General features: G+C 41.5%; 25 protein-coding genes. 17 read left to right on the forward strand and 8 right to left on the reverse strand.

Going from position 1 to position 24,862, the window contains the following annotated elements; all coding sequences use genetic code 11:
- Positions 1–8: 8 nt before the first annotated feature.
- The gene (locus tag AACW90_RS16250; RefSeq protein ID WP_390236517.1) at positions 9–1,007 is read left to right on the forward strand and encodes a GGGtGRT protein; all 999 of its coding nucleotides are present in this window, start codon (positions 9–11) and stop codon (positions 1,005–1,007) included.
- Between the two features lie 479 nt (positions 1,008–1,486).
- Here AACW90_RS16250 and AACW90_RS16255 read toward each other — a convergent pair whose 3' ends face one another.
- Genes AACW90_RS16255 through AACW90_RS16265 form a run of 3 tightly spaced genes read right to left on the reverse strand, consistent with a single transcriptional unit; the run spans position 1,487 to position 3,725 of the window.
- Positions 1,487–2,338, reverse strand: a complete 852-nt coding sequence (locus AACW90_RS16255; protein WP_390236520.1) for a PhzF family phenazine biosynthesis protein — start codon at positions 2,336–2,338, stop codon at positions 1,487–1,489.
- A 58-nt stretch (positions 2,339–2,396) separates the two neighbouring features.
- Positions 2,397–2,885 (reverse strand): anthrone oxygenase family protein, encoded by a 489-nt coding sequence (locus AACW90_RS16260; protein WP_390236523.1) that lies wholly within the window; start codon positions 2,883–2,885, stop codon positions 2,397–2,399.
- A 15-nt stretch (positions 2,886–2,900) separates the two neighbouring features.
- Positions 2,901–3,725: an NmrA family NAD(P)-binding protein gene (locus AACW90_RS16265; protein ID WP_390236526.1), complete on the reverse strand. Its 825-nt coding sequence runs from the start codon at positions 3,723–3,725 to the stop codon at positions 2,901–2,903.
- Between the two features lie 111 nt (positions 3,726–3,836).
- Here AACW90_RS16265 and AACW90_RS16270 point away from each other — a divergent pair, with 111 nt between their 5' ends.
- The 6 genes from AACW90_RS16270 (at position 3,837) to AACW90_RS16295 (ending at position 10,690) form a co-directional block, all read left to right on the forward strand.
- Entirely contained in the window at positions 3,837–4,832 is a 996-nt protein-coding gene (locus AACW90_RS16270) for an AraC family transcriptional regulator (RefSeq protein ID WP_390236529.1), read from the forward strand.
- Between the two features lie 353 nt (positions 4,833–5,185).
- Positions 5,186–5,440 (forward strand): OadG family protein, encoded by a 255-nt coding sequence (locus AACW90_RS16275; RefSeq protein ID WP_390236532.1) that lies wholly within the window; start codon positions 5,186–5,188, stop codon positions 5,438–5,440.
- An 18-nt stretch (positions 5,441–5,458) separates the two neighbouring features.
- Positions 5,459–7,255 (forward strand): sodium-extruding oxaloacetate decarboxylase subunit alpha, encoded by a 1,797-nt coding sequence (oadA, locus tag AACW90_RS16280; RefSeq protein ID WP_390236535.1) that lies wholly within the window; start codon positions 5,459–5,461, stop codon positions 7,253–7,255.
- Between the two features lie 9 nt (positions 7,256–7,264).
- Complete coding sequence (locus AACW90_RS16285; protein WP_390236538.1) at positions 7,265–8,569, forward strand: sodium ion-translocating decarboxylase subunit beta; 1,305 nt, start codon at positions 7,265–7,267, stop codon at positions 8,567–8,569.
- Between the two features lie 253 nt (positions 8,570–8,822).
- Positions 8,823–9,764 (forward strand): triphosphoribosyl-dephospho-CoA synthase CitG, encoded by a 942-nt coding sequence (gene citG, locus AACW90_RS16290; RefSeq protein WP_390236541.1) that lies wholly within the window; start codon positions 8,823–8,825, stop codon positions 9,762–9,764.
- A 143-nt stretch (positions 9,765–9,907) separates the two neighbouring features.
- Positions 9,908–10,690 (forward strand): DUF5718 family protein, encoded by a 783-nt coding sequence (locus AACW90_RS16295; protein ID WP_390236544.1) that lies wholly within the window; start codon positions 9,908–9,910, stop codon positions 10,688–10,690.
- Positions 10,691–10,750: 60 nt separating this feature from the next.
- On the opposite strand, the gene AACW90_RS16300 is transcribed toward AACW90_RS16295, so the two are convergent.
- A complete protein-coding gene (locus tag AACW90_RS16300; protein WP_195705487.1) occupies positions 10,751–11,026 on the reverse strand; it encodes a hypothetical protein in 276 nt (91 codons plus the stop codon).
- A 499-nt stretch (positions 11,027–11,525) separates the two neighbouring features.
- On the opposite strand from AACW90_RS16300, the gene AACW90_RS16305 reads away from it, so the two are divergent.
- The 4 genes from AACW90_RS16305 (at position 11,526) to citC (ending at position 15,913) form a co-directional block, all read left to right on the forward strand.
- A complete protein-coding gene (locus AACW90_RS16305) occupies positions 11,526–12,515 on the forward strand; it encodes a Bug family tripartite tricarboxylate transporter substrate binding protein (protein WP_390236548.1) in 990 nt (329 codons plus the stop codon).
- Between the two features lie 97 nt (positions 12,516–12,612).
- Positions 12,613–13,107, forward strand: coding sequence for a tripartite tricarboxylate transporter TctB family protein (locus tag AACW90_RS16310; protein ID WP_195705485.1), 495 nt, complete (start codon positions 12,613–12,615; stop codon positions 13,105–13,107).
- A gap of 10 nt (positions 13,108–13,117) precedes the next feature.
- Complete coding sequence (locus AACW90_RS16315; RefSeq protein WP_195705484.1) at positions 13,118–14,620, forward strand: tripartite tricarboxylate transporter permease; 1,503 nt, start codon at positions 13,118–13,120, stop codon at positions 14,618–14,620.
- Between the two features lie 198 nt (positions 14,621–14,818).
- Positions 14,819–15,913, forward strand: coding sequence for a [citrate (pro-3S)-lyase] ligase (gene citC / locus AACW90_RS16320; RefSeq protein ID WP_390236551.1), 1,095 nt, complete (start codon positions 14,819–14,821; stop codon positions 15,911–15,913).
- Positions 15,914–16,006: 93 nt separating this feature from the next.
- Here citC and citX (AACW90_RS16325) read toward each other — a convergent pair whose 3' ends face one another.
- A complete protein-coding gene (gene citX / locus AACW90_RS16325; RefSeq protein WP_390236555.1) occupies positions 16,007–16,531 on the reverse strand; it encodes a citrate lyase holo-[acyl-carrier protein] synthase in 525 nt (174 codons plus the stop codon).
- Between the two features lie 357 nt (positions 16,532–16,888).
- Between citX (AACW90_RS16325) and AACW90_RS16330 the strand changes: the two genes are divergently transcribed.
- Both AACW90_RS16330 and AACW90_RS16335 read left to right on the forward strand, forming a co-directional pair.
- Positions 16,889–18,523, forward strand: a complete 1,635-nt coding sequence (locus tag AACW90_RS16330) for an ATP-binding protein (protein WP_390236557.1) — start codon at positions 16,889–16,891, stop codon at positions 18,521–18,523.
- The gene (locus tag AACW90_RS16335) at positions 18,520–19,212 is read left to right on the forward strand and encodes a response regulator (RefSeq protein ID WP_390236796.1); all 693 of its coding nucleotides are present in this window, start codon (positions 18,520–18,522) and stop codon (positions 19,210–19,212) included. The genes AACW90_RS16330 and AACW90_RS16335 overlap by 4 nt, the downstream gene beginning before the upstream one ends.
- 151 nt (positions 19,213–19,363) lie before the next feature.
- Here AACW90_RS16335 and AACW90_RS16340 read toward each other — a convergent pair whose 3' ends face one another.
- Positions 19,364–19,525 carry a hypothetical protein gene (locus AACW90_RS16340; protein ID WP_390236559.1) on the reverse strand — a complete coding sequence of 54 codons (162 nt, stop codon included), beginning with the start codon at positions 19,523–19,525 and terminating at the stop codon, positions 19,364–19,366.
- A 47-nt stretch (positions 19,526–19,572) separates the two neighbouring features.
- On the opposite strand from AACW90_RS16340, the gene citD reads away from it, so the two are divergent.
- Genes citD through citX (AACW90_RS16360) form a run of 4 tightly spaced genes read left to right on the forward strand, consistent with a single transcriptional unit; the run spans position 19,573 to position 22,811 of the window.
- A complete protein-coding gene (citD, locus tag AACW90_RS16345) occupies positions 19,573–19,866 on the forward strand; it encodes a citrate lyase acyl carrier protein (RefSeq protein ID WP_275137134.1) in 294 nt (97 codons plus the stop codon).
- Entirely contained in the window at positions 19,866–20,744 is an 879-nt protein-coding gene (citE, locus tag AACW90_RS16350; RefSeq protein ID WP_390236561.1) for a citrate (pro-3S)-lyase subunit beta, read from the forward strand. The genes citD and citE overlap by 1 nt, the downstream gene beginning before the upstream one ends.
- A gap of 9 nt (positions 20,745–20,753) precedes the next feature.
- Complete coding sequence (citF, locus tag AACW90_RS16355; protein WP_390236562.1) at positions 20,754–22,283, forward strand: citrate lyase subunit alpha; 1,530 nt, start codon at positions 20,754–20,756, stop codon at positions 22,281–22,283.
- A gap of 3 nt (positions 22,284–22,286) precedes the next feature.
- Positions 22,287–22,811: a citrate lyase holo-[acyl-carrier protein] synthase gene (citX, locus tag AACW90_RS16360; protein ID WP_390236564.1), complete on the forward strand. Its 525-nt coding sequence runs from the start codon at positions 22,287–22,289 to the stop codon at positions 22,809–22,811.
- 307 nt (positions 22,812–23,118) lie between these two features.
- Here the strand turns inward: citX (AACW90_RS16360) and AACW90_RS16365 are convergent, their stop codons facing one another.
- The gene (locus AACW90_RS16365; RefSeq protein WP_390236566.1) at positions 23,119–24,315 is read right to left on the reverse strand and encodes an NnrS family protein; all 1,197 of its coding nucleotides are present in this window, start codon (positions 24,313–24,315) and stop codon (positions 23,119–23,121) included.
- Between the two features lie 46 nt (positions 24,316–24,361).
- The gene (locus tag AACW90_RS16370) at positions 24,362–24,835 is read right to left on the reverse strand and encodes an RrF2 family transcriptional regulator (RefSeq protein WP_390236568.1); all 474 of its coding nucleotides are present in this window, start codon (positions 24,833–24,835) and stop codon (positions 24,362–24,364) included.
- Positions 24,836–24,862 lie beyond the last annotated feature (27 nt).

Raw genomic sequence — 24,862 nt, forward strand, 5'->3', positions numbered from 1 at the left:
AATATATTATGCCAAAGTTTGAAAACTACGAACGAAGAGAAAAACAAATTCTTACCGCATTGCAGGCTTATGACTTTGATAGTTTGGAGCATGCTGAAGAATACTGTCTAGAAAAGAATATTGACCCAAGAAAAATCGTTGAGGAAACCCAGAAAATTGCCTTCGATAACGCAGGTTGGGCATACGTCTTGGGTGCTGCTATAGCGTTGAAACAGCGGTCTCAAACCGCGTCGGACGCCGCAAATTATATCGGCGAAGGGCTGCAAGCTTTTTGTATTCCCGGCTCAGTCGCTGAGCAGCGAAAAGTTGGTTTAGGACATGGTCATTTAGCCGCACGTTTGCTTAGTGAAACGACGGAATGTTTCTGTTTTCTTGCAGGTCATGAGTCATTTGCGGCAGCAGAAGGTGCGATAAAAATAGCACTTAATGCGAACAAGGTTAGAGATATAAAGTTGAAAGTTATTCTCATTGGTTTAGGTAAAGACGCGGCGTATTTAATTTCTCGTCTCAATGGTTTTACCTATGTGGAAACCAAATTTAACTACGACACCAGCGAACTCATTGAGCTGTCTCGTCGCTCTTTTTCTAAAGGTTCTAATGGAGAAATTTTATGTTATGGAGCGGATGATGTCAGAGAGGGTGTTGCAATGATGCATAAAGAAAATGTGCAGGTTTCAATCACAGGTAACTCAACCAACCCCACTCGATTCCAGCATCCGGTGGCTGGTACATATAAGAAAGAACGTCTAGAACAAGGAAAACTTTTCTTTTCTGTTGCCTCCGGTGGTGGTACTGGACGTACCCTGCATCCAGATAATGTAGCGGCAGGGCCGGCATCTTATGGTATGACAGACACGATGGGGCGAATGCACTGCGACGCACAATTTGCTGGTTCTTCATCTGTACCTGCCCATGTAGAAATGATGGGACTCATCGGTATGGGGAATAACCCAATGGTAGGCGCCACTGTAGCAACCGCCGTTGCTATTGAACAAGCCATAAACTAATTCATATATAAGGAAGCCGTTACTGGCTTCTTTATATTGTACAAATTGAAGGAGTACCGTATGTTTTTTTCCATGAGCATCTACCAGAACAGTTCGATGATATTTTATTATACAAAGAGGAACCTTTTCAGATGCCAAGTGAAAATGCCTTTAGTACTTCGGTTAAGTACCGACTCAACGATGAAGAAAAACTTTGAAAACGTGTTTGGTATGTCTCTGAATTAGAAATCAAATTAATGGAGGTTGAGCTGGAAGACTCCCCAAAAGAGACGATAGAACGCATTGCTAACGAGCATAAACATGATTTCAAATGTGATATCAGTAAATATCTCAAGCACAACGACCTTAATTCCGAAATTAACGATGGTATTTTGGTATTGACTAAAAAGGTGCAGTGAAAAAGAGAACCCTTGGTGACGGTTCATGTCGAGAAGGTTTACATTAGCGTAGTTTTACTCAGGTACTACGCTGTTCCCATATTACACAAACTCAATATTAGCAATCTTACAGACCTGCCCATGGACCAATATATGACTAATGGTGTCGTTATCTATTATCAAGTTGATACCAATCTTGCTTGGGCGTTCTAAAAAACGGCCCTGAGATAAAGTGAATGATTGTTTACCTGATACCAATTTATGTTTATAAAGAAAAGCTGCTGAAGGGCCGGCTGCGCTGCCAGTAGCGATATCTTCAACATTGCCATGGTTATCCCAAGTCCGTCCTTCAAAATTATTAATATCAAGAATATAGGCAAACTTTGCACCACATCTTTCTAACATGTCCTCGAAATTGCTAACAATAATGCGAGCATCTTCTATTCCCCGAACTATTGGTACGATTAAATAAGGTAAGCCTGTTGAAATGACTTCCAGAGGATAGGGCGCGATATCCGCCTGCTTTAAACTCATCGCCGTAATGATTTCGTTGAGTTCATCTTTTCTATATTCTTGAAAAAAAAGAGGCTTACCTTGATCCATGGTCACTTGATAATAGTCAGCATAGGGTTTTGAAGTTAGTTCCACGTGCTGTTGGTTTAATTCTATGTCCCACGTATGAAGGTCATTTGTACCGTACTCTTCATGTAAATGAGCGCCCAACCCGATTAATGGGTGCCCGGCAAAATCGAGTTCCTCATCTACAGTGAAAATGTGAGCGCGAAAAGACCCATCTTTCGCTCTTTTCGACAGGAATATGGATTCAAATTGCTTCATTTCGCGTGTAAGAACCAACATTTCATGTTTAGTCAATGAGTCAAAATCATAGAGAATGGTGAGACCATTACCTGTGAGTTTTTTGTGTGCAAAGACATCAACAAGTTTGCATTTCATGAGTCAAAAGTTCCTTTCTTGAATAGGGAAAGAGGGCATTATATATAGGGTTTCTGCGTTAGAACGCTATTAGTGTGAGTTCAATAGAATAGAGTATGGTGGCAATAGAACTCAACACTGCACGTAAGTGATTCCACTTTATCCATTTGTTGAGGTAATGCAACCATGTCATTTCTAATGAGATGGAGTGTAAATGGGTGCCTTCAAGTAGATTGTTTAGAGGTACATTACCCCCGATAGTGGAGATAAAAGTAGTCATAGTCAGTCCAGCTGCGAATATACCCAAGGTACTGTCCGGTATTCCTAAACCAAATAAGCTTAAGCCAATGATGAGCAAGCTTGCGAATGCGGAGCCCATGAATAATACCAAAAAAGGCGGATTCAAAATAAGGCGGTTTATGCGTTGCATGACTTCAGCTGCTGAAGTTGTCGCCATGCCCGCTAATGCGGGCATTACGGTATTTGAAAAAATAAAGTAAATACCTGCTAATAACCCTGTCGATACCGCTGCAAAAATATAGAGAGCAAAGATCAGATGATGTGGCATGCTCTGTCTCCGTGTTTAGGTATGGTCTGTTTTTGGCAGATTGGCGGCATACACTGAAAAATCGGTCGCGGGCCTTCCAAGAGCGCGTTCAACACCGTCGCATACCGTCGCGTTGCGACCATCGAGTACTTCTTTAAACAAAAAGAGCAACATACCGATCGTCTCTTTTGGAACCTGTTGTATGGTCAACTGTTCGGTAAAGGTTTCCGCCGATATAGAAAGGAACCGCACTTTTTTGCCAGTAGCTTTCGTTAATTCGTCCGCAACATCAGCAAAGGTCAGCAGGCGTGGACCCGTTACTTCGTATAGCTGTCCTCTATGTTTGGGATCAGTTAAGGCACTCAAAGCAACATCAGCAATATCATTAACATCAATAAAAGGTTCGCCAATCTTGTCGACAGGCAGCGCCATTACACCCGCCTCAACCATGCTATTAAACGCACCTTCATTAAAGTTTTGATTAAACCAACTAGCTCGAATTATCGTCCAATCCATTCCTGAGTCTTGGACAATTTGCTCGCAATGTTGTGCGGCAGGCTCGCCTCTACCAGACAACAAAACGATATGCTCAGTACCGGCGCTTTTTGCTACTTTGCAAAAATGGCGAATGGCTGATGGTGCTTGAGGTACCGCCAGGTCTGGAAAATAAGTTAAATAGACAGCCTTGACACCTTGTAGAGCCCCTTCCCACGTCTCTGCGTCGTCCCAGTCAAATGCAGGATGCGCTGAGCGAGAGCCCACTCGTACATTGAGTTTTTTTTCGTGTAAACCTTGTACAACTCGTTTACCTGTCTTACCCGTGCCACCGATGACTAGGATTGGTGCGTTAGATTCAATCATGTTTTTTGCCTCGTTGTTTAATTGACGAGTTCAGTGTAATTGAATGATTAGAATGAATGATTGCAATTTATACGCTATTGTTGATTAATCGTACGGAATGAGTATTTGATTATGGCGGATAACTTAGAATCATTTGCAATACAGAAGGTTAGAAGTTCTCAACGGTCTGTGGACAGAAGGACGGGCGACCCACTAGGGGATATCTTTCACCTGCTTAAAATGAATAGTGTATTTTATACCCGTTCAGATCTCACAGCGCCTTGGGGGATGGAAATGCCCGTGATAGACCAATCGCTCATGTTTCATATCGTGGTCCACGGGCATTGCTACGTTGAAGTTGAGGGAGAAAAGACATCTCTTTCAAAAGGCGATTTCGTTATGGTGCCTCATGGTTTAGGTCACTGTATTTTCGACCATGCCACATCCTGTCGCGTTCCCTTATTAGAGTTACCAATAGAGTCGTTAAGCGATCACTATGAGGTTCTGTCGTACGGTGGGAAAGGTGAGCAAACCGTGCTGATTTGTGGTGCGGTTAGCTTTGATCATCCGATTGCCTGCAGGTTATTAGCATTGATGCCTCATTTTATTAAGATTGGTTCTGATCAAAGTGAGTATCATCACGTCATTCACAGCACCATGTCTATGCTCGCGGACGAAGCGAAGCATGCGAATGTTGGTGGGGAAGCCGTGATTACACGTTTAGCCGACATTTTAGTCATACAATCTCTTCGAGCGTGGTTAGCGCTATTTGAATCCGATCAGAACAGCTGGTTAGCGGCGCTTCGAGATAAAAGGTTAAGTAAGGCAATGTTGGCTATTCATCATAAACCCGAGGTGAGTTGGACTGTTGAGTCGCTAGCAAACGAAGCTGGTATGTCGCGCACAACATTTTCGGAACATTTCAAACGGATGGTGGGCGACTCGCCCCTCAATTATCTTACTCAATACCGGATGACTTTAGCGAGCCGTCGACTAATAAGCAGTCGAGAAAGTGTATTAGACATCGCCCTGAGCTTGGGTTATCAATCCGAGGCGGCATTCAGCAGAGCGTATAAGAATCAGATAGGAGTGCCACCAAGTACGACTCGAAAATGTGGTAAATCTTAGCCAGACATCATTTAATTAAGTCAGCAGCACCACAGATCAGTTTGCAGGCATAATCACGGATGCTTACTAAGAACCCCTCTTCATCTACCCTCTGCCAGGCTTTTGTCTGGCGTTTTTAATCTCTAACGCTGAAATTAAGAAACGGATGTCGCTTCACAAAATATTGTGACGTTTGAGCTTTATATGCTGTTAATGAATTCAACTGTAAATCAAAGAGATACGAATTTGTATTTAGGTTATTAACGCCATATTAGTTGTTTAGTAGTCCCAATTGAATGAGCTAACTCACGGAGTTGGATTCGCGGTCTCAGCTAGACTTCTCGGACACTTTTACCAACAGGTTTGGAATTTTCATGAATGAAGGTCCGATAATTCTCGAAGGCGTAACATTAATGGCTCTTGGCATGGGTTTCGTTTTCTGCTTCTTAGCCTTATTAGTAGGGGCAACGCGCCTGCTATCTTTCGTTGCTATCAAGCTCCAACCTCCTGCTGCTCCAAACGCCGCGTCGGCAACACGATCTGCGGTCTCAACTTCCGATGACACTATGGTTGCTGCTATTACTGCAGCACTTCATCACCATAAGAAAAAAATCAGTCAACAGCTGTAAGAATACAGGGAACCTCTAATGTCCAAAATAGTTAAGCCACTAGGTATCACCGACGTCGTACTGCGCGATGCACACCAATCACTTTTTGCTACCCGCCTTCGTTTAGACGACATGCTACCCATTGCTTCAAAACTCGATGAGATCGGATATTGGTCTTTAGAATCTTGGGGAGGCGCAACGTTCGACTCATGTATCCGATTCCTAGGGGAAGACCCATGGGAGCGTTTGCGTGAACTTAAAAAAGTGATGCCGAATACCAAACAGCAGATGCTTTTCCGAGGGCAGAATATTCTTGGTTATCGTCACTACGCTGATGATGTTGTCGATAAGTTTGTAGAACGTGCCGTGGTCAACGGTATGGATGTTTTCCGGGTATTCGATGCATTGAATGATGTTCGTAATATGCAACAAGCGATTAAAGCGGTGAATCGTCAAGGAGCACATGCTCAAGGTACTATCTGCTATACAACAAGCCCTGTACATACAATGCAGTCGTGGATAGACGTCGCCGAACAACTGGTTGAGTGTGGTGTTGATTCTATTGCGATTAAAGATATGTCCGGAGTGATGTCGCCTTATGAGGCGTATGAGCTGGTCTCTACACTGAAGAAGCAGTTGGATGTTGAATTGCACCTCCATTGCCATTCAACCGCAGGTATTGCCGATATGACAATGCTTAAGGCGATTGAAGCAGGTGTAGACCGTGTGGATACGGCGATCTCTTCGATGAGTGGTACCTACGGGCACCCAGCAACAGAATCTATCGTTGCGGCACTGAAAGGCACCGAGCGAGATACGGGTCTTGATATCGAAAAACTAGAGAATATTGCGGCTTATTTCCGTGAGGTTCGTAAGAAATACCACGCGTTTGAAGGCCAGATGAAAGGGGCTGATTCTCGCATTTTAGTTGCACAGGTTCCGGGTGGCATGCTCACCAACATGGAAGGGCAACTTAAGCAACAAAATGCGCTTGACCGTATTGATGAAGTGTTGGAAGAAATCCCTCGTGTCCGTAAAGATCTTGGTTATATTCCACTGGTTACTCCAACGTCTCAAATTGTCGGTACTCAGGCCGTGATCAACGTGATGATGGGTGAACGCTATAAAACCATCACAAAAGAAACGGCAGGTGTATTAAAAGGTGAGTATGGTCAGACACCAGCACCGATGGATGCATCACTGCAAGCGCGAGTGTTAGATGGTGCGAAACCGATAACCTGCCGTCCAGCCGATCTTATTGAACCTGAAGTATCTACCCTAACAGAATCAGTAAAAGCAAAAGCGAAGGAAAAAGGCATCACACTGGCTGAAAGTGAAATTGATGATGTGTTAACGGTTGCTCTATTTGATCAAGTGGCATGGAAATTTCTTGAGAATCGTCATAATCCAGAGGCTTTTGAACCAGTCCCAACGGTTGCTGAGCCAGCACCAAAAGCGGCGACGAAATCGACTACAGATGAAAGCGCAGTATATACCGTAAACGTAAACAACCAAGCTTACGTGGTTCAAATAAACGAAGGGGCAGATCCTGATGTGTTGGCTGTTGCCAACACCGCACCTGTCGCTGGACTCACAACAACCCCTGCTGCACCTTCTGGCAACGCTGAAACCGTATCAGCTCCGCTAGCAGGTAATATCTGGAAGATCCACGTAAAGGTAGGCGAAACGGTAAAAGAAGGTGACGTTATTTTGATTCTAGAAGCCATGAAAATGGAAACGGAAATTAGAGCCGCACGTGGCGGTGTCATCGAAAGTGTCACCGTTTCTGAAGGTGATTCCGTTCAGGTTGGCGATGCACTCGTTGCACTAGCATAAGGGCAGGAAATGGACAGCGTTTTAGCTCTAGTAAGAGACTTTGGTTTCCTTCACCTCACTTGGGGTCAGGCAACCATGATTATAGTGGGACTGATACTTCTTTACTTAGCGATAGTTAAGAACTTCGAACCATTGCTTCTTGTGCCAATTGGTATCGGTGGGATTCTTGCAAACCTGCCTGAAGCAAACCTTGCCATTAGTGGTATTGAAGCCGCTTTACATGCCGGCAATGCCGAAGTAATGCAGGCGTTTGCCAATATTCTTGGCATGACTGATACACAACCAAATGTGATTAAAGGCGCGTTAGCGATGGCAACGCCAGAGCAAAAAATGCACCTTCACTTAATGGCTGAGCAATACAAATATTCTGATGGTATGCTTTATACTTTTTATAATGTTTCTATTGCATCAGGGGTCGCTCCTCTGGTTATCTTTATGGGTGTAGGGGCAATGACTGACTTTGGTCCGTTATTGGCAAACCCGAAAACCTTGTTGCTTGGTGCGGCGGCTCAATTTGGTATTTTTGCGACCGTGCTTGGTGCCTTGGCTCTAAGCCAATTCGGTATCATGGACTTTAGTGTTGCTCAGGCGGCGGCTATTGGCATCATTGGTGGTGCAGATGGTCCAACTGCTATCTATGTATCGAGTTTGTTAGCGCCTGAGTTGCTTGGTGCAATTGCGGTTGCGGCATACTCCTACATGGCGTTGGTTCCAATGATACAACCGCCGATAATGCGGGCATTAACCACGGAGGCGGAACGCAGAATTGAGATGAAGCAACTTCGTCCAATAAGCAAAATAGAGAAGGTGTGTTTCCCTCTAATGCTGCTTATTTTGATTGCGATGTTGCTTCCTTCAGCAACGCCTTTATTGGGTATGTTTTGCTTTGGCAACCTGATGCGTGAATGTGGTGTGGTAGAGCGTTTATCTGATACAGCACAGAATGGTTTGATCAATATTGTGACCATTTTCTTAGGTTTGTCGGTTGGATCTAAGTTGATGGCAGACAAATTTTTACAGCCTCAAACATTAGGGATTCTTGCGCTTGGTATCGTGGCATTCTGTATCGGAACCGCAGCTGGTTTGCTGATGGCTAAACTAATGAACCGAGTGTTCAAAGATAAGGTTAACCCCTTACTTGGTTCTGCTGGCGTTTCGGCAGTACCGATGGCGGCACGTGTCACCAATAAAATTGGACTAGAAGCGAATCCACAAAACTTCCTTCTTATGCATGCAATGGGCCCCAATGTTGCCGGTGTTATCGGTTCCGCGGTCGCGGCCGGTGTGATGATAAAGTATGTGTTAGGTGGTTAAGCTTAATAGCGAATAAACAATCTATAGCAAATAAACAATCTAATGGAAAAAGGGAGAGCGGTGCTCTCCCTTTTTTGCGCTTAAATGATCATTCCCATAATTACCGTCATAAAAACCATAAATGATGTTTAACCTGTGCTAAACCTTGATTGTAATCGCCATCTTGTTTCTCTCTTTAGGAAACAATGATGATCTATATAGTGCCTGATTCAGTCGTTATCCAAATTGAACAAGAAATTGAGCGAGATTGTCTATGATTGCAAGTAATTCTATTCGATGGTTATTAGATGACTGTTGTCTATATGAACAGACCGCCAGTGGTAAATTAGAGCTCAATATCTGTGAGTTAGCAGGGAATCTTGCTTACCATGCGATGATGTTAGAAGCGCACCTTACACCAAAACCTGGTTTGGTTGATTGCCTGTCGACAGGGGCGCATTCAGATATGGATATCAACACGTTTATTGCTAGCTCAAATGCGTTAAGATCATTCATGAAAAAGTTTGTTCGAACCGGGTATGACAATCATCACCTTCCCGCAAGTCAACTTTTACCTCGCCTACGTCGAGTTGGTATTGAGGCAGAGAGGGCCATGTTTAAAGCGACGGATGGTGTTAATACCCATAAAGGGATGATATTCACGCTTGGTTTGATCTGTGGTGCCGTTGGTTGGTTGCATAAAAAGGGCCTTGCTTATGATGCGATCCATATTCGAAGTGTCATTATGGAATGTTGCGCCAGTTTAGTGAAAGATGACCTAAAAGAATCCGCTAAGATACCTGCCACAGCAGGGGAAAGGTTATTTAGAGAGCACAGGCTGACAGGCATTCGGGGTGAAGCTGCGTATGGATACCCGACTATTTTTCAACACGGTTTATCCGTTTACGAAGAGTGCATTTCTGACGGAAAATCCGAAGAACAAGCGATGTCAAAAACACTATTATCACTAATGGCGAATAATAGTGATACGAATCTAGTCAATAGAGGCGGGTTACAAGGCTTAACATTCGTTCAGGAACAGTCGAAAGACATGCTCTTAGCATTTGATAGCACTCATCTCGATTATGAGAAAGTGATATTGGCGTTCGATGAGAAACTCGTCGATCTGAATCTAAGTCCCGGAGGAAGTGCAGACTTACTTGCTGCCACATGGTTACTTGCGCAACTCAATATGTGTTCTGATGCAAACCCGTAAGGCTCAATGTAACGGGTTATTAATGAATTTTATTTATCACACTCGGTGAATTAGTGTGATAAATAGAGTTCATATGTTTTATATTATCTTCGATTTTCCCCATAGCCTTCGTTATGGGGACTTTTTTTTATTTAAGGGAAACCATGACTTCAAGTATATGTATCGGCATTATCGGTAATTATTTCGGCCATCTAAGTGGTGCGGAAAATGTGCAAGAACACCCATTGCCGAATGGCATTTTTGTCATCAATAAAGGTCACGAAGAGACGCTAACCAGCAATGGACACGTGATGTATCCGAAAGCAGGATCTAATGTTGATATTGAACCAGAATTTGTCATCAAATTTAAAGTGGCTTACCAAAATGGACGCATTGTCGATTTACAGCCGTTGCAAATAACGATTGGTAATGATTTCACCATTCGAAAATTAGAAGGGTCACAGAAGATCTCCCAACGTAAAGCTTGGGGAGAAAAGTCAAAAGGGATCAATAAACTTTGGTGGGATATGAAACCCTTTACACCAGAGAACTACGGAAGAAACTTAAAACTGGTGTCATACATAGAACGTGATGGTGAGTTCCACTGCGCAACACCATTGGTTGATTGTTCTGATACGAAAGTTTTTTGCTCGGATCTAATCACATGGATCGTGGAGCAAATTAACAATCAAAAAAATGAAGGGATGTATGAAGAAATATTGCCTTCAATCATTGAGAGTAATTATCCTGAGGAATTGGTTTTATATACTGGCGCACCAAATTACTCAAAGTGGGGTACGGATAACTTTATTAAAGTGGGTGATAAAGTACATATCGCGGCGTGCGACGCCGAGGTTTTGGATGAAAATGAAATTAAAGCGCACTTCAAATCTGGTGACTTAGTTAATAACCAGAATGTAATGACGTTTACACAAGAAATTATTTAGACATTGTTCTGAAAAAAAAGAGCAATGAAAATAGTTCATTGCTCTGTCCCAATAAAATCCCTACAAGCACAGTTCCGCTGGAACAATATCAACTCTCTCGTCTATCTCGAGTTGACTTTGATAGCCATAACTATGTTCTTTGCACAAAGGAACAACAAAAAGTTTTTCTGAAGTCGGTGTTCTATGTTTGACTAAAACACCGTGGTCATGTTTTTCAGTACAATTGACTTCAGAACAATAACAGTAATCTTGTGTAGAAAAATGTTTCCAATATTTTAGCCAATGATTTCTAGCTTCTTCGGTAACAGTATCATCTGATATGTTGGTAACGATCATATTTATTATCTCGTGGCTGTGGAACGAGAGTAATATTATATATTATACCCAACTCAATCTTTGAACTTCGACACACCAATAAACGGAGTTAAAGTATTTAGTGGTGTTATTGATTTAAACGTAAAATTTATTTAGAAACCTAATGAATACTCTTAAAAATTTATTTTGACAATATAATGTCAACTCATTATTTTAGTTGGTGGATGTCGATATATACAATAATATTAGTGTGTGTGTTTTTTTGGTCTCTGGGTTGACTACCTTAATTATGTCTATTTATCCAGATTTAATAACTCATTGTAATATATGGATTTTGTTTCTTTAAATTCATTTACGCCATTTGTAACATTAAAGAACTACTTTTAAGAGTTTTAAATCACATAACCATTTCTCCTTATATTTAATAATGTTGTTATCAATTAATGATTGATGACGAATTCTCATACTAGCAATTTAGAATGAATACTAATAAATACTAATAAATATTATAGGTAATTCAATGAACATGAAACTCAAAAACGTGATGATGGGTGCTGCTATGGCTTCTATCGCTACAATGCCTCTAAGCAATGCTATTGCTAAAGATTATCCACCAAGAACTATTTCTATGGTTGCACCTTCTGGCGCTGGTGGTGGTTGGGATTTAACGATTCGTACTGTTGCAAAAACACTGAAAGATACCGGTCTTGTTGAATCTAACATGCCTGTTACTAACCGTCCTGGTGGCGGCGGTGCAGTCAACCTCGCTTACATGCAAACCAAAAAGAGTAGTGACAAACTTATTTCAGTTTATTCTCCTCCTATTTTGCTTACAAATCTTACGGGTGCAAGTAAGTACAGCTACCAAGATACAACACCATTAGCTCGTTTAATTACGGACTATGGCGCATTTGTGGTTTCTAAAAACTCTAAGTACACATCTATTAATGAAATAATGGAAGCACTAAAGAAAGACCCTAAATCAGTGAAAATTGGTGGTACTTCTTCTGCTGGCTCAATGGATCATATCCAGTTTTTGATTATTGCTAAAGCGGCAGGTGTTCCTAACCTAAGTCAAATCGACTATATCTCATTCCAAGATGGTGGTGCGGTTGCTCAGGTTCTTGGTGGCCACGTTGACCTAATCTCTACTGGTCTTGGTGATGTAACTTCTCTTGTTAAAAGCGGTGATTTGCGTGCTTTAGCACATACGGCTGACAAACGCATTGGCGAAGGTTTGGTTGCAGAAATTCCTACAGTAAAAGAACAAGGAATTGATGCTACGTTTGAAAACTGGCGTGGACTATTCGGGCCTAAAGATATGCCTGAATATGCGGTAACTTTCTGGAACAAGACATTGAAAGATATGGTTGCTACTCCAGAGTGGGCTGAAGCTCGTGCACGTAATGGTTGGGATGATGCTTATCAAAATGGCGAAGAATTTACTAAGTTCCTTGCTACAACGAACGAGCAGTACAAAGCTATCCTTGCAGAAATTTTCGCAAAGTAATTGATTAGTTATACGAAAATAAGAGGGAAGGCGACTTCCCTCTTCATTGTGTCATTTATCAATGTTCCTCCTAGAACTCCTAACATAAGGTTATTCCATGAATAGCAAGAATGTTCGCCCAAATTGGGACGCATTTACGGGTTTATTTAGCGTAGCATTCGGTCTGATATATGGCGGTCAAGCCTATACGATGCCAAGAGCGATGTTTGGTAACCCAATGGACCCAATTTATTTTCCATTAGGCATTGCAACTTTAGCCATTTTAATCGGTGTATTATTGCTGGTTAAAAGCAACTTTAAAGCATCAATAATGGCTTTCACAAATATTATCAATGAAGACTCGGTCAAAAAGAATGATCGGAAAAGAATTTTTTACACTTGTATAATTTCTGTCGCATATGCTTTGTTATTTGAACATTTAGGTTATGTAATCAGTACATTCCTGTTTATGTCAGCCATGTTGACTATTACAAGTGGGCGCAGTGGTTGGAAAATGAGCATAGTAGTGGCATTGGTTTTCTCAGTAGCAATATTTTTTATATTCAACACTTTGCTTGCTGTAAGTCTCCCACCTCTGCCATTTATGGAATAAGGCGATAATCATGACTGATGTATTTGCGAACTTAATAAATGGTTTTGGCATCGCGCTACAACCATATCATTTACTACTTGTTACCGTTGGTGGCGTTTTAGGGACCATCGTAGGTATGCTTCCGGGCTTAGGCCCTGCAACCGGTGTTGCAGTGCTACTGCCACTGACTTTTGCTATGGGGCCTACAGCAGCACTCATTACCATGACTGGTGTTTACATCGGTGCAATGTTTGGTGGGTCTCGTAGTTCGATTTTAATAAATACCCCGGGGGATGGTGCGGCCCTTGCTGCAACTTTCGACGGCTACCCAATGGCGATGCAAGGTCGAGCAGAATCGGCATTAGCAATTTCCGCAATTGCCTCGTTAATAGGCGGTACAATAGCGGCCGTATTGATGACGCTTTTAGCTGAACCAGTTGCGGGCTTTGCCTTAAAATTTGGACCTGCAGAATACTTTCTGTTAATGGTTGCTGCGTTATCAATGACAGCTTCTATGTCTAAAAATAACATGTTGAAAGGATTCCTTTCAATGGTGGTTGGCTTAGCGATAGCGACAATTGGTATCGATGCACAGTCCGGGCTTGACCGCTTTACTTACGGCAGCTTAGAGCTGCAAACTGGTGTGGATTTCCTTGTTGTGATTATCGGTATCTATGCAATGGGAGAGGTGTTTAAAAGCTTCCGCTCTTTGAGCGACGGAACCAAAAAAGCACAGACTAAATTCAAAAGAATTTGGATTAGTGGTGATGATTGGAAACGTTCTAAATGGCCTATCCTTCGTAGCGCCCCAGTGGGTTTCATTATTGGTTCACTTCCTGGAGCTGGCGGTACAATGGCTTCGCTTATGTGCTACAACAATGAAAAACAGTTGTCGAAAAACAGTGAAGAGTTTGGTAACGGTGCGATTGAAGGTCTTGCTGCTCCAGAATCTGCGAATAATGCAGCATCAATTGGTGCAATGATCCCTATGTTAACATTGGGGGTTCCTGGTTCAGGTACCACGGCAGTAATGATGGGCGCATTGTTAATGCTCGGTATTCAGCCTGGTCCACTATTGTTTACTCAGTATCCAGATACCGCTTGGGGCTTAATTGCGTCAATGTTTGTAGCAAACTTCATTTTAGCGATTGTAAACATACCGTTGGCAGGTGTTTTAGTGAGAGTGCTTGCTATACCACCTAAGGTTCTTTACCCGATTGTTCTTGGTCTTGCTTTTGTAGGCTGTTATGCAATCAGTAGTTCGGTTATGGATTTCTATATTCTGACTATATTGGGTGTTGCTGGGGTGGTCATGAAGCGTGCAGATATTCCTACTGCGCCTATGATTCTTGCCGTCATCGTTGGTGGTACTATGGAACAATCATTCCGTCAGGCTTACCGAATAGCGAACCAAGATGTATCAATATTTGTGGGCTCTTCTGTGTCACAAGGACTGATATTAATTACTATCTTGTCCGTTGTTTTGCCAATCTTAGGCATGATGAGAAAACGTAAGAAAGAAGCAATCGCTTAATATAAAAGTGATTAAAAACGGTGCAATCTATTAGATTTGCACCGTTTTTTTAATTTATATATATTTACTAATATTATTGAAATAAAATCATTTACGCCATTTAAATATTATTAACTAAATTCAGTTATGATTTAAATCATGATATTAATACCGCATATAAACGATACTTAACAAGTTATTAAGTAGTAGGAAAAGTCAGTGGACTTCGCTTTCAATTTTATTCGTGTAAGCACGAAAAACAACCAAAAATTAGAAAAGGTAAAATCCTTTCTAGACAAAATGGGATTGGGTATTGATTCCGATGTCGAAATGTTTGTGGTTGCTTTCGACAATGAGCGAGTAGTCGCAACCGGTGGTTTGGCTGGAAATACGCTTAAGTCGATAGCGGTTGATGACCGCTATCAAGGCCATGGACTATCAACACAATTACTGACCGAACTGGTGACATATGCCTATGATATTGGGCGTTTTAATCTGTTTATTTACACCAAGCCAGAAAACTATCAGATGTTTCACAAAGCAGGGTTTTATAAACTTACGTCAGTAAAGGATAGAGTGGTTTTACTTGAAAATAGCAAAACCCGGCTTAAAAATTACTGTAATAAACTGGCCTTATTGAAACGTTCAGGAGATAAAATTGGCAGTATCGTAATGAATGCCAATCCCTTTACTTACGGCCATCGTTACTTGGTTGAACAAGCTTCTCAGCAATGCGACTGGGTTCATGTATTTGTCGTTAAAGAAGACCGATCTTTTTTCACCTATGAAGATAGATTGAATATGATCCGTGAAGGGGTAAAAGAGTTCCCTAATGTCATTATCCATCCTGGGTCAGATTACATCATTTCTAGAGCAACATTTCCAAGCTACTTTTTAAAAGATGACGGGGTGATTAACTATTGTCATACTGCGGTCGACCTGCAAATGTTCAGAGGATATATTGCTCCGTCCCTTGGTATAACCCACCGCTTTGTCGGTACGGAACCTATCTGTGCTGTGACTCGTTTCTACAACCAACAAATGCACCAATGGTTAACGACACCAACACTTGAGTGTGAGCCAGTAAATTTAGTTGAGTTTCCTCGTTGTGAGAAAGAAGATCAGCCTATCTCTGCCTCTTTGGTAAGGCATCTGTTATTCAATAATCAGTGGGATGACTTGAGAAAACTTGTCCCTCTCACGACCTACAACTATGTTAAAAACCTTTTTAGCAAAGAAAGTGAAGTGTATGAACTGAGGTGTAAAGAGGCGAGAGTTGCTCCGATTCATTACGAAGCAACAATGTCGAGTTGACTCTATTATTTAATCAAACATATCAGAAGAATCTACGTGCTTAACACACGCTATCAAAGTGCTTGGCACGTTTGTTGAGTAAGGATAAAGGCACTATGCAACCGTCATATATGTTTCTAGTATCTGTTTAATTTTAAGGTCCAAGTCAGCAAGGCTGTGCTGATGTTTTTTAGCACATTCAGGTGCAGGACAGTCACAAATTATACACTTACGAGCCGAGAGTTCACACGAGCCCCTAGAGATGGTTTTTCCCTCGCGGTTCATAACATTTAGGTCCATTAGTTGTCCTAAAGGATGTGTATTTTCAATGACCATCATGAATTTTTTAAGCTCACTTGCCGAACGACACTGAACCGCTAGGTACCGCTCTTCACCGACATTACTTTTGTGTTCGTCGTTACCGATGCAGGTAAATTCATGTTGTAACAATACGTCTTTGACCGATAAGTAGGCTTGCTCGATGATCGCATTGACATACATATTACAGCGAAGCTCTTTGGGCATATGAGCCTTTATCGTGACGAGTGGTGTTGCATACTTTTTAATTAGTTGCTGCTGTTTTTTTGCTCTGGTTTCTTTACAAAGAAAAGAGTCATATAGGGATACGCTGGTGCTCATTTACTGTCCTCCTTAATCAATATGAATAAGACAATAACAGAACAATTCTCTTTTACTTTGAGAACTAATACATATATATAAAGCGAAAGAGCTTTAAATGGTTTTAATGAATTTAATTGTCTTAGTTCAGATGAGTTTGCGAAATTTAATATAAATTGACGTCTAATTTAACGCCAAAAGTATTGTTGTTGGTTTAATATAAGTAATATTGATTTTATTATTGAGTGTAAATATGTGACCTATGACTAATTATTGGTCTTATTTATAACTGTAAGCAATTATTTGTTGATTAAAATGCCAATAACAAATACCGTTTATCGTTAGGTTTTTGTCTTCATTTGAAGGTTTAAAGATATTATGGAAAGTAGGACTGCGCGTTTGAAAGAGAGACTAAAAATAGGTATGTCCTTTAAAGGGCGCGTATTCGTGCTTATTTTTGGCCTCTTAATGCTACAAGCCGTCATCATGGGGTTCAATTTTCATAATGCACTAATCGATACGCTGCATCATCAAGTGGGTACTAGAGCGCTCATTCAAGCACAGGAAATTGCGAGTGACCCCGAACTGATACAAGAAGTTCGCATCAAAAATGTCCCAGCAGTAGAACATGTGATCGATAGGTTGCATGGGATATCAGACGCAAGCTTTATCGTCGTAGGTGACGAGAGAGGCATACGACTGTCTCATCCTGTGAAAGAACGAATTGGACTGCCTATGATAGGTGGGGACAATACGGGTGCTTTGGAAAGGGGTGAGTCGTATATTTCGGTGCGAGAAGGCAGTCTCGGGTATGGAGTACGAGGTAAAGCCCCAGTTATTGACTTTGATGGTAAAATAATTGGTGTTGTGTCTGTCGGTTATTTACTCAACCGATTTGAACAATGGTTTTTATTTTATAGCCAACCGCTCATCATAGAGATCGCGATCATACTGTTCTTAACCATGGTTGGAGCATGGACCTTTTCGTCTCATATCAAAAAGAAAATGAATGGAATGGAGCCGTCTGAAATTGCATTAGCCTTGCATTTGCAAAAATCGATCTTAAGTTCTGTTTATGAAGGCGTTATTGCGATAGATAAAGCAGGATACATTTTAGCTGTTAATAATACGGCTAGAGAACTGCTTGGAACCGAAAGAGAGATTAAGTACCTAAAAACCCGCCAAATTATTGAATTTGTCTCTCAAACACAGTTCTTCTTTCAAACCCCATTTGATAAAAATATAAAAGATGAAATTGTGTCGATCAATGGAAAAACATTGATAGCGAATAGAGTGGCTATTTTTGATGGCGACATTTTGAGTGGCTGGGTCATTAGTTTCCGGCATAAAAATGATATCAATTCATTGACAGCAGAGTTAAGTCAAATAAAGCTGTATACCGAAAATCTACGTGTCATGCGTCATGAGCATGCGAATAAACTGTCGACGATTGGTGGTTTGATTGGGATTGGTGATAGTGCCGCTGCACTGAGACTTATCAATCATGAGAGCAGTATGAAACAGCAATTAATTGACTTTATCAGTACGAGAATTCAGTGTCGTCAGGTAGCCGGTATATTGCTTGGGAAGTACTCTAGAGCTCGGGAGTTGGGATTAGAACTCGAGTTTGATCCTACTTGCCAGTTATATCATTTGAATGAAAAAATAGAGCCAGATGAGCTTTCAGCAATCATTGGTAACTTAATTGATAATGCTTATGAAGCAACGCTCAATAACCCAGAAAGTAATAAAAAAGTATCGTTGCTCATCACGGATGCAAGCCATGAATTAGTGATAGAAGTAGCGGATAACGGCTGCGGGATCCCTTCTGAATTAGCCGCAGACATATTTAACCGCGGAGTAACGAGTAAAATGGATAGCGATGGTCACGGAATTGGACTTTACTTAATTAACCGTTACGTCACAAATGCAGGTGGGGTAATCTTGGTGGACAACGCAGAACCGAAAGGTTCAATATTCTCAATTTTTATACCAAATAGTGATGACAAATAATGAATATCATTGATGTGTTAATTGTCGAAGATGAGTCAGCAATTGCTGAATTACATGCGCAATTTTTAAGGCAAACTCAACGATTTCGACCAATTGGAATCGCCTCAAATTTAAATATGGCGAGAACCATGATTAAGGTTCAAAAGCCAAAGTTAATTATCCTCGACAATTACCTACCGGATGGCAAAGGTACGGAGCTATTGAGGGAAATTGCTGCGGATAAAAGTTCCGACAAAGTAGACGTTATTTTGGTGACGGCGTCTAGCGAAATGGAAACAGTCAAAGAAGCGATGCACTGTGGTTGTTTTGATTACATATTGAAGCCAGTCGCTTACGACCGACTACAAGATACCCTAGATAGATACCTAAAATTTAACAGTGCTATTAATGCCTTTGATAATATCAGTCAAAGACATGTTGATGATCTATTCAATATTCAGGCGCGAGATAAAACGACCGGTTCCTTACCGAAAGGCATTGGTGACCTAACACTTGATAAGATCAAGCAGGTGTTTTTGCAGAATATTGGCGTCAAATATACGGCGGAGAGTTTAGGTGGCGAGGTTGGTATTAGCAAAACTACAGCCAGACGTTATTTGGAGTTTTGTTCCGCGAGTGGTTTTTTGATCGCTGAAAATGAACATGGTCGAGTTGGACGTCCTGAACGAGTCTATGTAAAAACTAGTTAGGTAAAAAGGTCAAAATCCCCTCATTATTTTAGGATGATATCGCTTTTTATTCCGTCATTTTATTAGCCTAAATATAACAGTAAGAACCTACCTTTGGTGGCCGAGAGGTCACCAAATTTCGAAAGTTGAATACTAAGCAACGTTGTTTACGTCAATTAACACCCATCACTCCTGCAATTTTCCAGTTAAAACCATTAAATACATAAACGATTTTTACCTTTCGATGAAACTTGAGTCTCATCATCATAAAGTCTTTCTCATCGGGGAAAATAACACCCAGATAATGACTTGGTCCGTGTTTATATCGTGCCATTTCTTCGTAATCATTTCCCCCAAATTCTTAACTCATGAGGAGTTAACATGCAAATTAATCAGCGATCGTACGCTGGAGGTCTTGAATCTAGTGATCTGCTAGTTGAGATCTTGCCATCTGAAACAAACAGTTTAGAAATCGAACTTACCAGCTCTGTAGAACAGCAATTCGGAGATCTTATTCTCAAGGTGGTTACCGATACTTTGAACGAACTAGGTGTTACTAGTGCGACAGTGGTTATCAATGACAAAGGTGCATTAGATTGCGTGATTAGAGCTCGAGTTCAAGCGGCGGTTATGCGTGCGTCGGACAGTTCAGAAATAGATTGGAGTGCGGTGTAATGAAAGCGAAATTACGTAGAAGCATGTTATTTGTGCCGGGTTCAAACGCGGCGATGTTGAGCAATACATTTATCTACACACCTGACGCGATTATGTTCGACCTTGAAGATTCCGTTTCAATACGTGAGAAAGATACCGCACGTATGTTAGTGATGAATACGCTTCAGCACCCTCTATATCAAGATGTAGAAACCGTTGTCCGCGTTAATGGGCTCGACTCGGCGTTTGGACGTGATGATGTAAAGGCCGTGGTGAAAGCGGGCGTTAATGTTGTACGGTTAGCCAAAACGGACTCACTTCAAGACGTAATAGATATGGAAGCCGAGATTGAAGCGGCAGAAAGAGAATTTGGAAGAGAGGTGGGTAGTACTAAAATGTTGGCGGCTATTGAATCCGCGATGGGTATAAACAATGCTGTTGATATTGCTTTTGGATCGAAAAGACTGATCGGTATAGCGTTAGGTGCTGAAGATTATGTTCGTGACTTGAGAACAGAACGAACCGCTGAAGGCACCGAATTGTTGTTTGCGCGTTGTTCTATATTACAGGCTGCTCGCGCGGCGGGAATTATGGCATTCGACACAGTGTATTCTGACGCGAATAACGAAGAAGGATTCTTGAACGAAGCCGAGCACATCAAATCACTTGGGTTTGATGGTAAATCGCTAATTAATCCGCGTCAGATCGAAATATTGCATAATGTTTTTGCGCCATCTCAAAAAGAAATAGATCACGCACACGCAGTCATCGAAGCGGCGGAGGAGGCGGAAGAAATGGGCTCTGGAGTGGTTTCGTTGAACGGTAAAATGGTCGATAGTCCAATTATTGAAAGAGCGCATTTAACATTGAAACGTGCCGAGTCTGGTATCAAACAGTAGGGTACGGTAATGAAGACAAATAACGAAATAACAGCCAATAATCCACAAACAGAACTGGACCAGCTTGCTATGAGACCTTTTACTGACGCGCACGAAATTACGCCGCATTTGCTTAACAAAGAGACAAAAAAAAGTCGTAAGCTTCATGAATCTTTACAAGACGCGATACGAGCGTCTGGACTAGAAGACGGCATGACGATCTCTTTTCACCACTCTTTTCGAGGTGGTGACAAAATCATCAATATGGTGATGAATGTTCTTGCTCAAATGGGCTTTAAAAACTTAACGCTCGCATCGAGTTCACTGTCCAGCATTCACTCTCCTATCATAGGCCATATAAAAAATGGCGTTGTAAATAAGATATACACCTCTGGTATTAGAGGTGATTTGGCTGAAGAAATCTCTAGAGGTATCTTAGCGGAACCGGTTCACATCCATTCCCATGGTGGTCGAGTACACCTAGTAAAATCGGGCGAGTTGGATATAGACGTCGCCTTTTTAGGAGTTTCTACCTGTGATGAGTTTGGTAATGCGAACGCAACGACGGGCAAATCACGCTGTGGTTCGTTGGGTTATGCAAAGGTTGATGCAGAACACGCTAAAAAAGTGATCATACTTACCGAGCAAATCGTACCATTCCCTAACATGCCGGCTTCAATTGGTCAGGATACAGTTGATGCCATTGTTCAAGTAGAGGAGGTTGGTGACCCATCCAAAATTGGTGGTGATGCGACTCGTTTAACAACAAATCCTCGTGAGTTACTTATCGCCCGTAAAGCGGCAGAAGTTATCGAGCATTCAGGGCACTTTTTTGATGGCTTTTCGTTACAGACAGGCTCAGGTGGTGCATCGTTAGCGGTGACTCGTTTCTTGGAAGAGAAGATGGAACGAAAAGGGGTGACAGCAAGCTTTGGACTGGGTGGTATTACATCAACGATGGTGAACATGCATGAAAAAGGGCTAATTAAAACGCTGTTAGATGTGCAGTCATTCGATTCAAGTGCCGCAGACTCATTGGCCCGAAACCCTCTTCATATGGAAATTTCGGCCAATCAATACGCTAACCCATCTTCAAAAGGTGCGGTGGTTGATCGCTTGGACGTGGTTGTGTTGAGTGCCTTAGAAATAGATACAGATTTTAACGTCAATGTTATTACTGGTTCTGATGGCGTTATACGTGGCGCGTCTGGTGGTCACAGTGATACCGCGGCGGCGGCGAATTTAACCATCATTGTGGCGCCATTAGTACGCGGTCGTATTCCGACGGTAGTGAATAAGGTGCTGAATATCATTACTCCAGGAACAGAAATCGATGTACTGGTTACCGATCATGGCGTGGCTGTCAATCCGGCTCGAACCGATGTCAAAGCTCGTTTAGCTCGGTCTGGAATTCCAGTTTTCTCAATAGAAGAGCTTCAGCAAAGAGCTGAGTTACTCACTGGCAAAGGCAAGCCGATTCAATATTCAGATAATGTTGTTGGTTATATTCGTTACCGTGACGGTTCTGTTATTGACACCATCAAACAAATTAAAGAGTAGTCAGTGTATTCAGGCGAACCCGTTTCTCTAGAGCAGTTATTAAACTCTAGAGAACAACGGGGAATAAGACAAAGAGAGTGGTTGAATAAACACTCTCTTCCTCTAATTAGTTTCACCATTAATATGGTGGGCGAGGTTAAGGTTAATACCTTGTCTACGGTTGCATTTGAGCAAGGTATTGAAGCGATTGTTGAATGTTGCCAACGCTCATCTGTTTTTTTGACTGAGCCTCAACGTTTTGAAGCGAACACTGGTTTGGAGTTTATCGCTGCGGCCAGCAATATCACCGCACTTGAATTGAAAGCTCAGATGGTGGATATCGAAGATAGTCATCCTCTGGGCCGTCTATTCGATATTGATATTATTGATAGAAATGGTGTTGCGGTTTCCAGAGACAGTATGTCGCTGCCAAGGCGTCGATGCATGGTTTGTAATGATGATGCTAAAATATGTGCAAGAAGTCGCCGTCATGAAAAATCGGTGATCATAGAAAAGATGAGTCAGCTCGTGAGTTCTACCCTTCAGTAAGGGCTTGGTCACTTAATAAAGACCGAATCAACGATACTGCTTGGCTTTAATACTGAGTATTTCATTCCGGTACTCCACAAACAAAAAAACCAATCACCTTTTGGTGATTGGTTTTTATCTATTTGAATAACAAAGATTAAAAGTTACTCTTCTTCTTCTTGTTTTTCTGCTTCATCTTTTTTCTTTTCTTCTGGCTCGCTTCCACCACATTGTCCGCAACAGCTCATAATATTCTCCAATTAATTCAAGTAAATTTGTAAACAGCTTAAGGTGTGTTTGTTACCTATAATTTTATAAAAAGTAGACGTTATCGTTTCGCACTGGGTTTCGTCAAAATAGGCAGATAGAGTAAGACAAAGCAACCAAACCCTAAGGTCCAGAAAGTCACCGCCAACGTGAGAGCGAGGGTGTAGCTCTCTAACCAGTAAATGCCAAATACGCGAATGATGAACGCCAGAAGGATGGCAACAAATGCCACGATCATGGTTTTTCCAACAATGATTATTCGACCAGTATGACCGAGAGAAACGCGAGAAATCATCGACAAAATCATAGAAGCCATTGCTCCAACGGTCAGGGCATGGATAGCTTGGCTGTGGCTCACAGTTGTCGTGATTTCAGATAAACCAAACATCAATAAGCCAATCACAATACACCAGTAACTAAGATGTAAAGACCATACTAATGGGGTTTTAAATGTCACCCATATCCGCCACCTGAACGCACGAACTGCATGAATAGCGCTAGCGCAAAAGAATATAATCGCCACGACGATAGATGGAAGCTCAACAAAGCCTGCACCTACAATGACGGCGATTAAAATACTGGCAATGGACAGTTTTTCTATGGTTGGGATTGCATTCACTCGCGTCGTTTGTGTGCCGTTTGCCGTAAACATTGGGAAGACTCGGCCTCCCATAATGCACATCACTAATGTCACAAGAAGCACCATAAAAGTACTGGCTTTGCTTAATAGAAGATAATCACTGCTTGCAACGCTGTAATGAGCAAGGACATTGCTTATCGACATAACCAATAAAATGGGTATAAAGATCAGGTTTCGCCACAGTTTTGCTTTAATAATTGGGTAAGCCAGAGCCGTTGCCGCTAAAGGCAAAAAGGCGAGGTCAATGGCAGCGATGAGTATATTAGGGAGTTGTTCGGGAAAGAAAAATGCAATACGAGCCGCTATCCAAACCGACACTAAGCCAAGTAAGGCTTTTCCATTTAACCCTCTGACGCCACTCCAGTTCTGAACTGCGGTTAGTAAGAAACCAACGATAATGGCAGTCGTAAAACCGAATAGCATCTCGTGCATATGCCACCAAAGGCTACCACCATAAAGATTTACAACAATATTACCGCCTAAAACACCATTCCAAACCAATAAACTAATAATGCTAAATAGAGCGCCAAGCAAAAAGAAAGGTCGAAACGCAAATTCTAAAAATGGCAGAGTGTCTATGGTTGTTTTTTTATTGTCTGGCTCGGAAATATTCATCATGTTGATGGTCCAATTATTCGATTATATTAGAAGTAAAGTAGTTCAATTAGGTTATTTTTATGGTCAATAATTCAGCTAACGTTTTGTTATTATTGCCTATGATATCCTCGAGAGAGTAAGCATCGAGCGTTTTGAAAAAATTTTCTTGAGCTTGTGAGAAAATATTTTTTAACTGACAACTTGGCGTTATCACACATTGATTACTTTCACCAAAACACTCGACGAGATTATTTTTGTCTTCAATGTCTCTCACTAAACTACCAATATTTATTTCACCAACGGGGCGGTTTAATTTAATGCCACCATTTTTTCCACGAGTGGCTAATAAGTACCCCTGAGAATTGAGTTTCTGCACGATTTTCATCAAGTGGTTTTTCGATATGCCGTAACTATCTGCTATCTCACTGATAGTACAAAGTTGCTGATTATTGATTGCTAAATAGATCAATACCCGCAATGAATAGTCCGTATATCGAGTGATGTGCATGAAGAAATCCAAAACATTTAAAGATGCATGCATTATGCATCTTTAAATGCGACTGTAAAC

The sequence above is a fragment of the Vibrio frigidus genome (assembly GCF_042465995.1).
In the GTDB taxonomy this organism is placed as follows: domain Bacteria; phylum Pseudomonadota; class Gammaproteobacteria; order Enterobacterales; family Vibrionaceae; genus Vibrio.

Excerpts from the sequence above, each read along its gene's own strand:
- AACW90_RS16260 (WP_390236523.1), bottom strand. The coding sequence starts at position 2,885 with ATGCCACATCATCTGATCTTTGCTCTCTATATTTTTGCAGCGGTATCG.
- AACW90_RS16330 (WP_390236557.1), top strand. The coding sequence starts at position 16,889 with ATGGAAAGTAGGACTGCGCGTTTGAAAGAGAGACTAAAAATAGGTATG.
- AACW90_RS16370 (WP_390236568.1), bottom strand. The coding sequence starts at position 24,835 with ATGCATGCATCTTTAAATGTTTTGGATTTCTTCATGCACATCACTCGA.
- AACW90_RS16265 (WP_390236526.1), bottom strand. The coding sequence starts at position 3,725 with ATGATTGAATCTAACGCACCAATCCTAGTCATCGGTGGCACGGGTAAG.
- AACW90_RS16255 (WP_390236520.1), bottom strand. The coding sequence starts at position 2,338 with ATGAAATGCAAACTTGTTGATGTCTTTGCACACAAAAAACTCACAGGT.
- oadA (WP_390236535.1), top strand. The coding sequence starts at position 5,459 with ATGTCCAAAATAGTTAAGCCACTAGGTATCACCGACGTCGTACTGCGC.
- AACW90_RS16275 (WP_390236532.1), top strand. The coding sequence starts at position 5,186 with ATGAATGAAGGTCCGATAATTCTCGAAGGCGTAACATTAATGGCTCTT.
- AACW90_RS16310 (WP_195705485.1), top strand. The coding sequence starts at position 12,613 with ATGAATAGCAAGAATGTTCGCCCAAATTGGGACGCATTTACGGGTTTA.
- AACW90_RS16315 (WP_195705484.1), top strand. The coding sequence starts at position 13,118 with ATGACTGATGTATTTGCGAACTTAATAAATGGTTTTGGCATCGCGCTA.
- AACW90_RS16295 (WP_390236544.1), top strand. The coding sequence starts at position 9,908 with ATGACTTCAAGTATATGTATCGGCATTATCGGTAATTATTTCGGCCAT.
- citD (WP_275137134.1), top strand. The coding sequence starts at position 19,573 with ATGCAAATTAATCAGCGATCGTACGCTGGAGGTCTTGAATCTAGTGAT.
- citG (WP_390236541.1), top strand. The coding sequence starts at position 8,823 with ATGATTGCAAGTAATTCTATTCGATGGTTATTAGATGACTGTTGTCTA.
- AACW90_RS16285 (WP_390236538.1), top strand. The coding sequence starts at position 7,265 with ATGGACAGCGTTTTAGCTCTAGTAAGAGACTTTGGTTTCCTTCACCTC.
- AACW90_RS16340 (WP_390236559.1), bottom strand. The coding sequence starts at position 19,525 with ATGGCACGATATAAACACGGACCAAGTCATTATCTGGGTGTTATTTTC.
- AACW90_RS16365 (WP_390236566.1), bottom strand. The coding sequence starts at position 24,315 with ATGATGAATATTTCCGAGCCAGACAATAAAAAAACAACCATAGACACT.
- AACW90_RS16300 (WP_195705487.1), bottom strand. The coding sequence starts at position 11,026 with ATGATCGTTACCAACATATCAGATGATACTGTTACCGAAGAAGCTAGA.
- AACW90_RS16270 (WP_390236529.1), top strand. The coding sequence starts at position 3,837 with ATGGCGGATAACTTAGAATCATTTGCAATACAGAAGGTTAGAAGTTCT.
- AACW90_RS16305 (WP_390236548.1), top strand. The coding sequence starts at position 11,526 with ATGAACATGAAACTCAAAAACGTGATGATGGGTGCTGCTATGGCTTCT.
- citE (WP_390236561.1), top strand. The coding sequence starts at position 19,866 with ATGAAAGCGAAATTACGTAGAAGCATGTTATTTGTGCCGGGTTCAAAC.
- AACW90_RS16250 (WP_390236517.1), top strand. The coding sequence starts at position 9 with ATGCCAAAGTTTGAAAACTACGAACGAAGAGAAAAACAAATTCTTACC.
- citF (WP_390236562.1), top strand. The coding sequence starts at position 20,754 with ATGAAGACAAATAACGAAATAACAGCCAATAATCCACAAACAGAACTG.
- citX (WP_390236555.1), bottom strand. The coding sequence starts at position 16,531 with ATGAGCACCAGCGTATCCCTATATGACTCTTTTCTTTGTAAAGAAACC.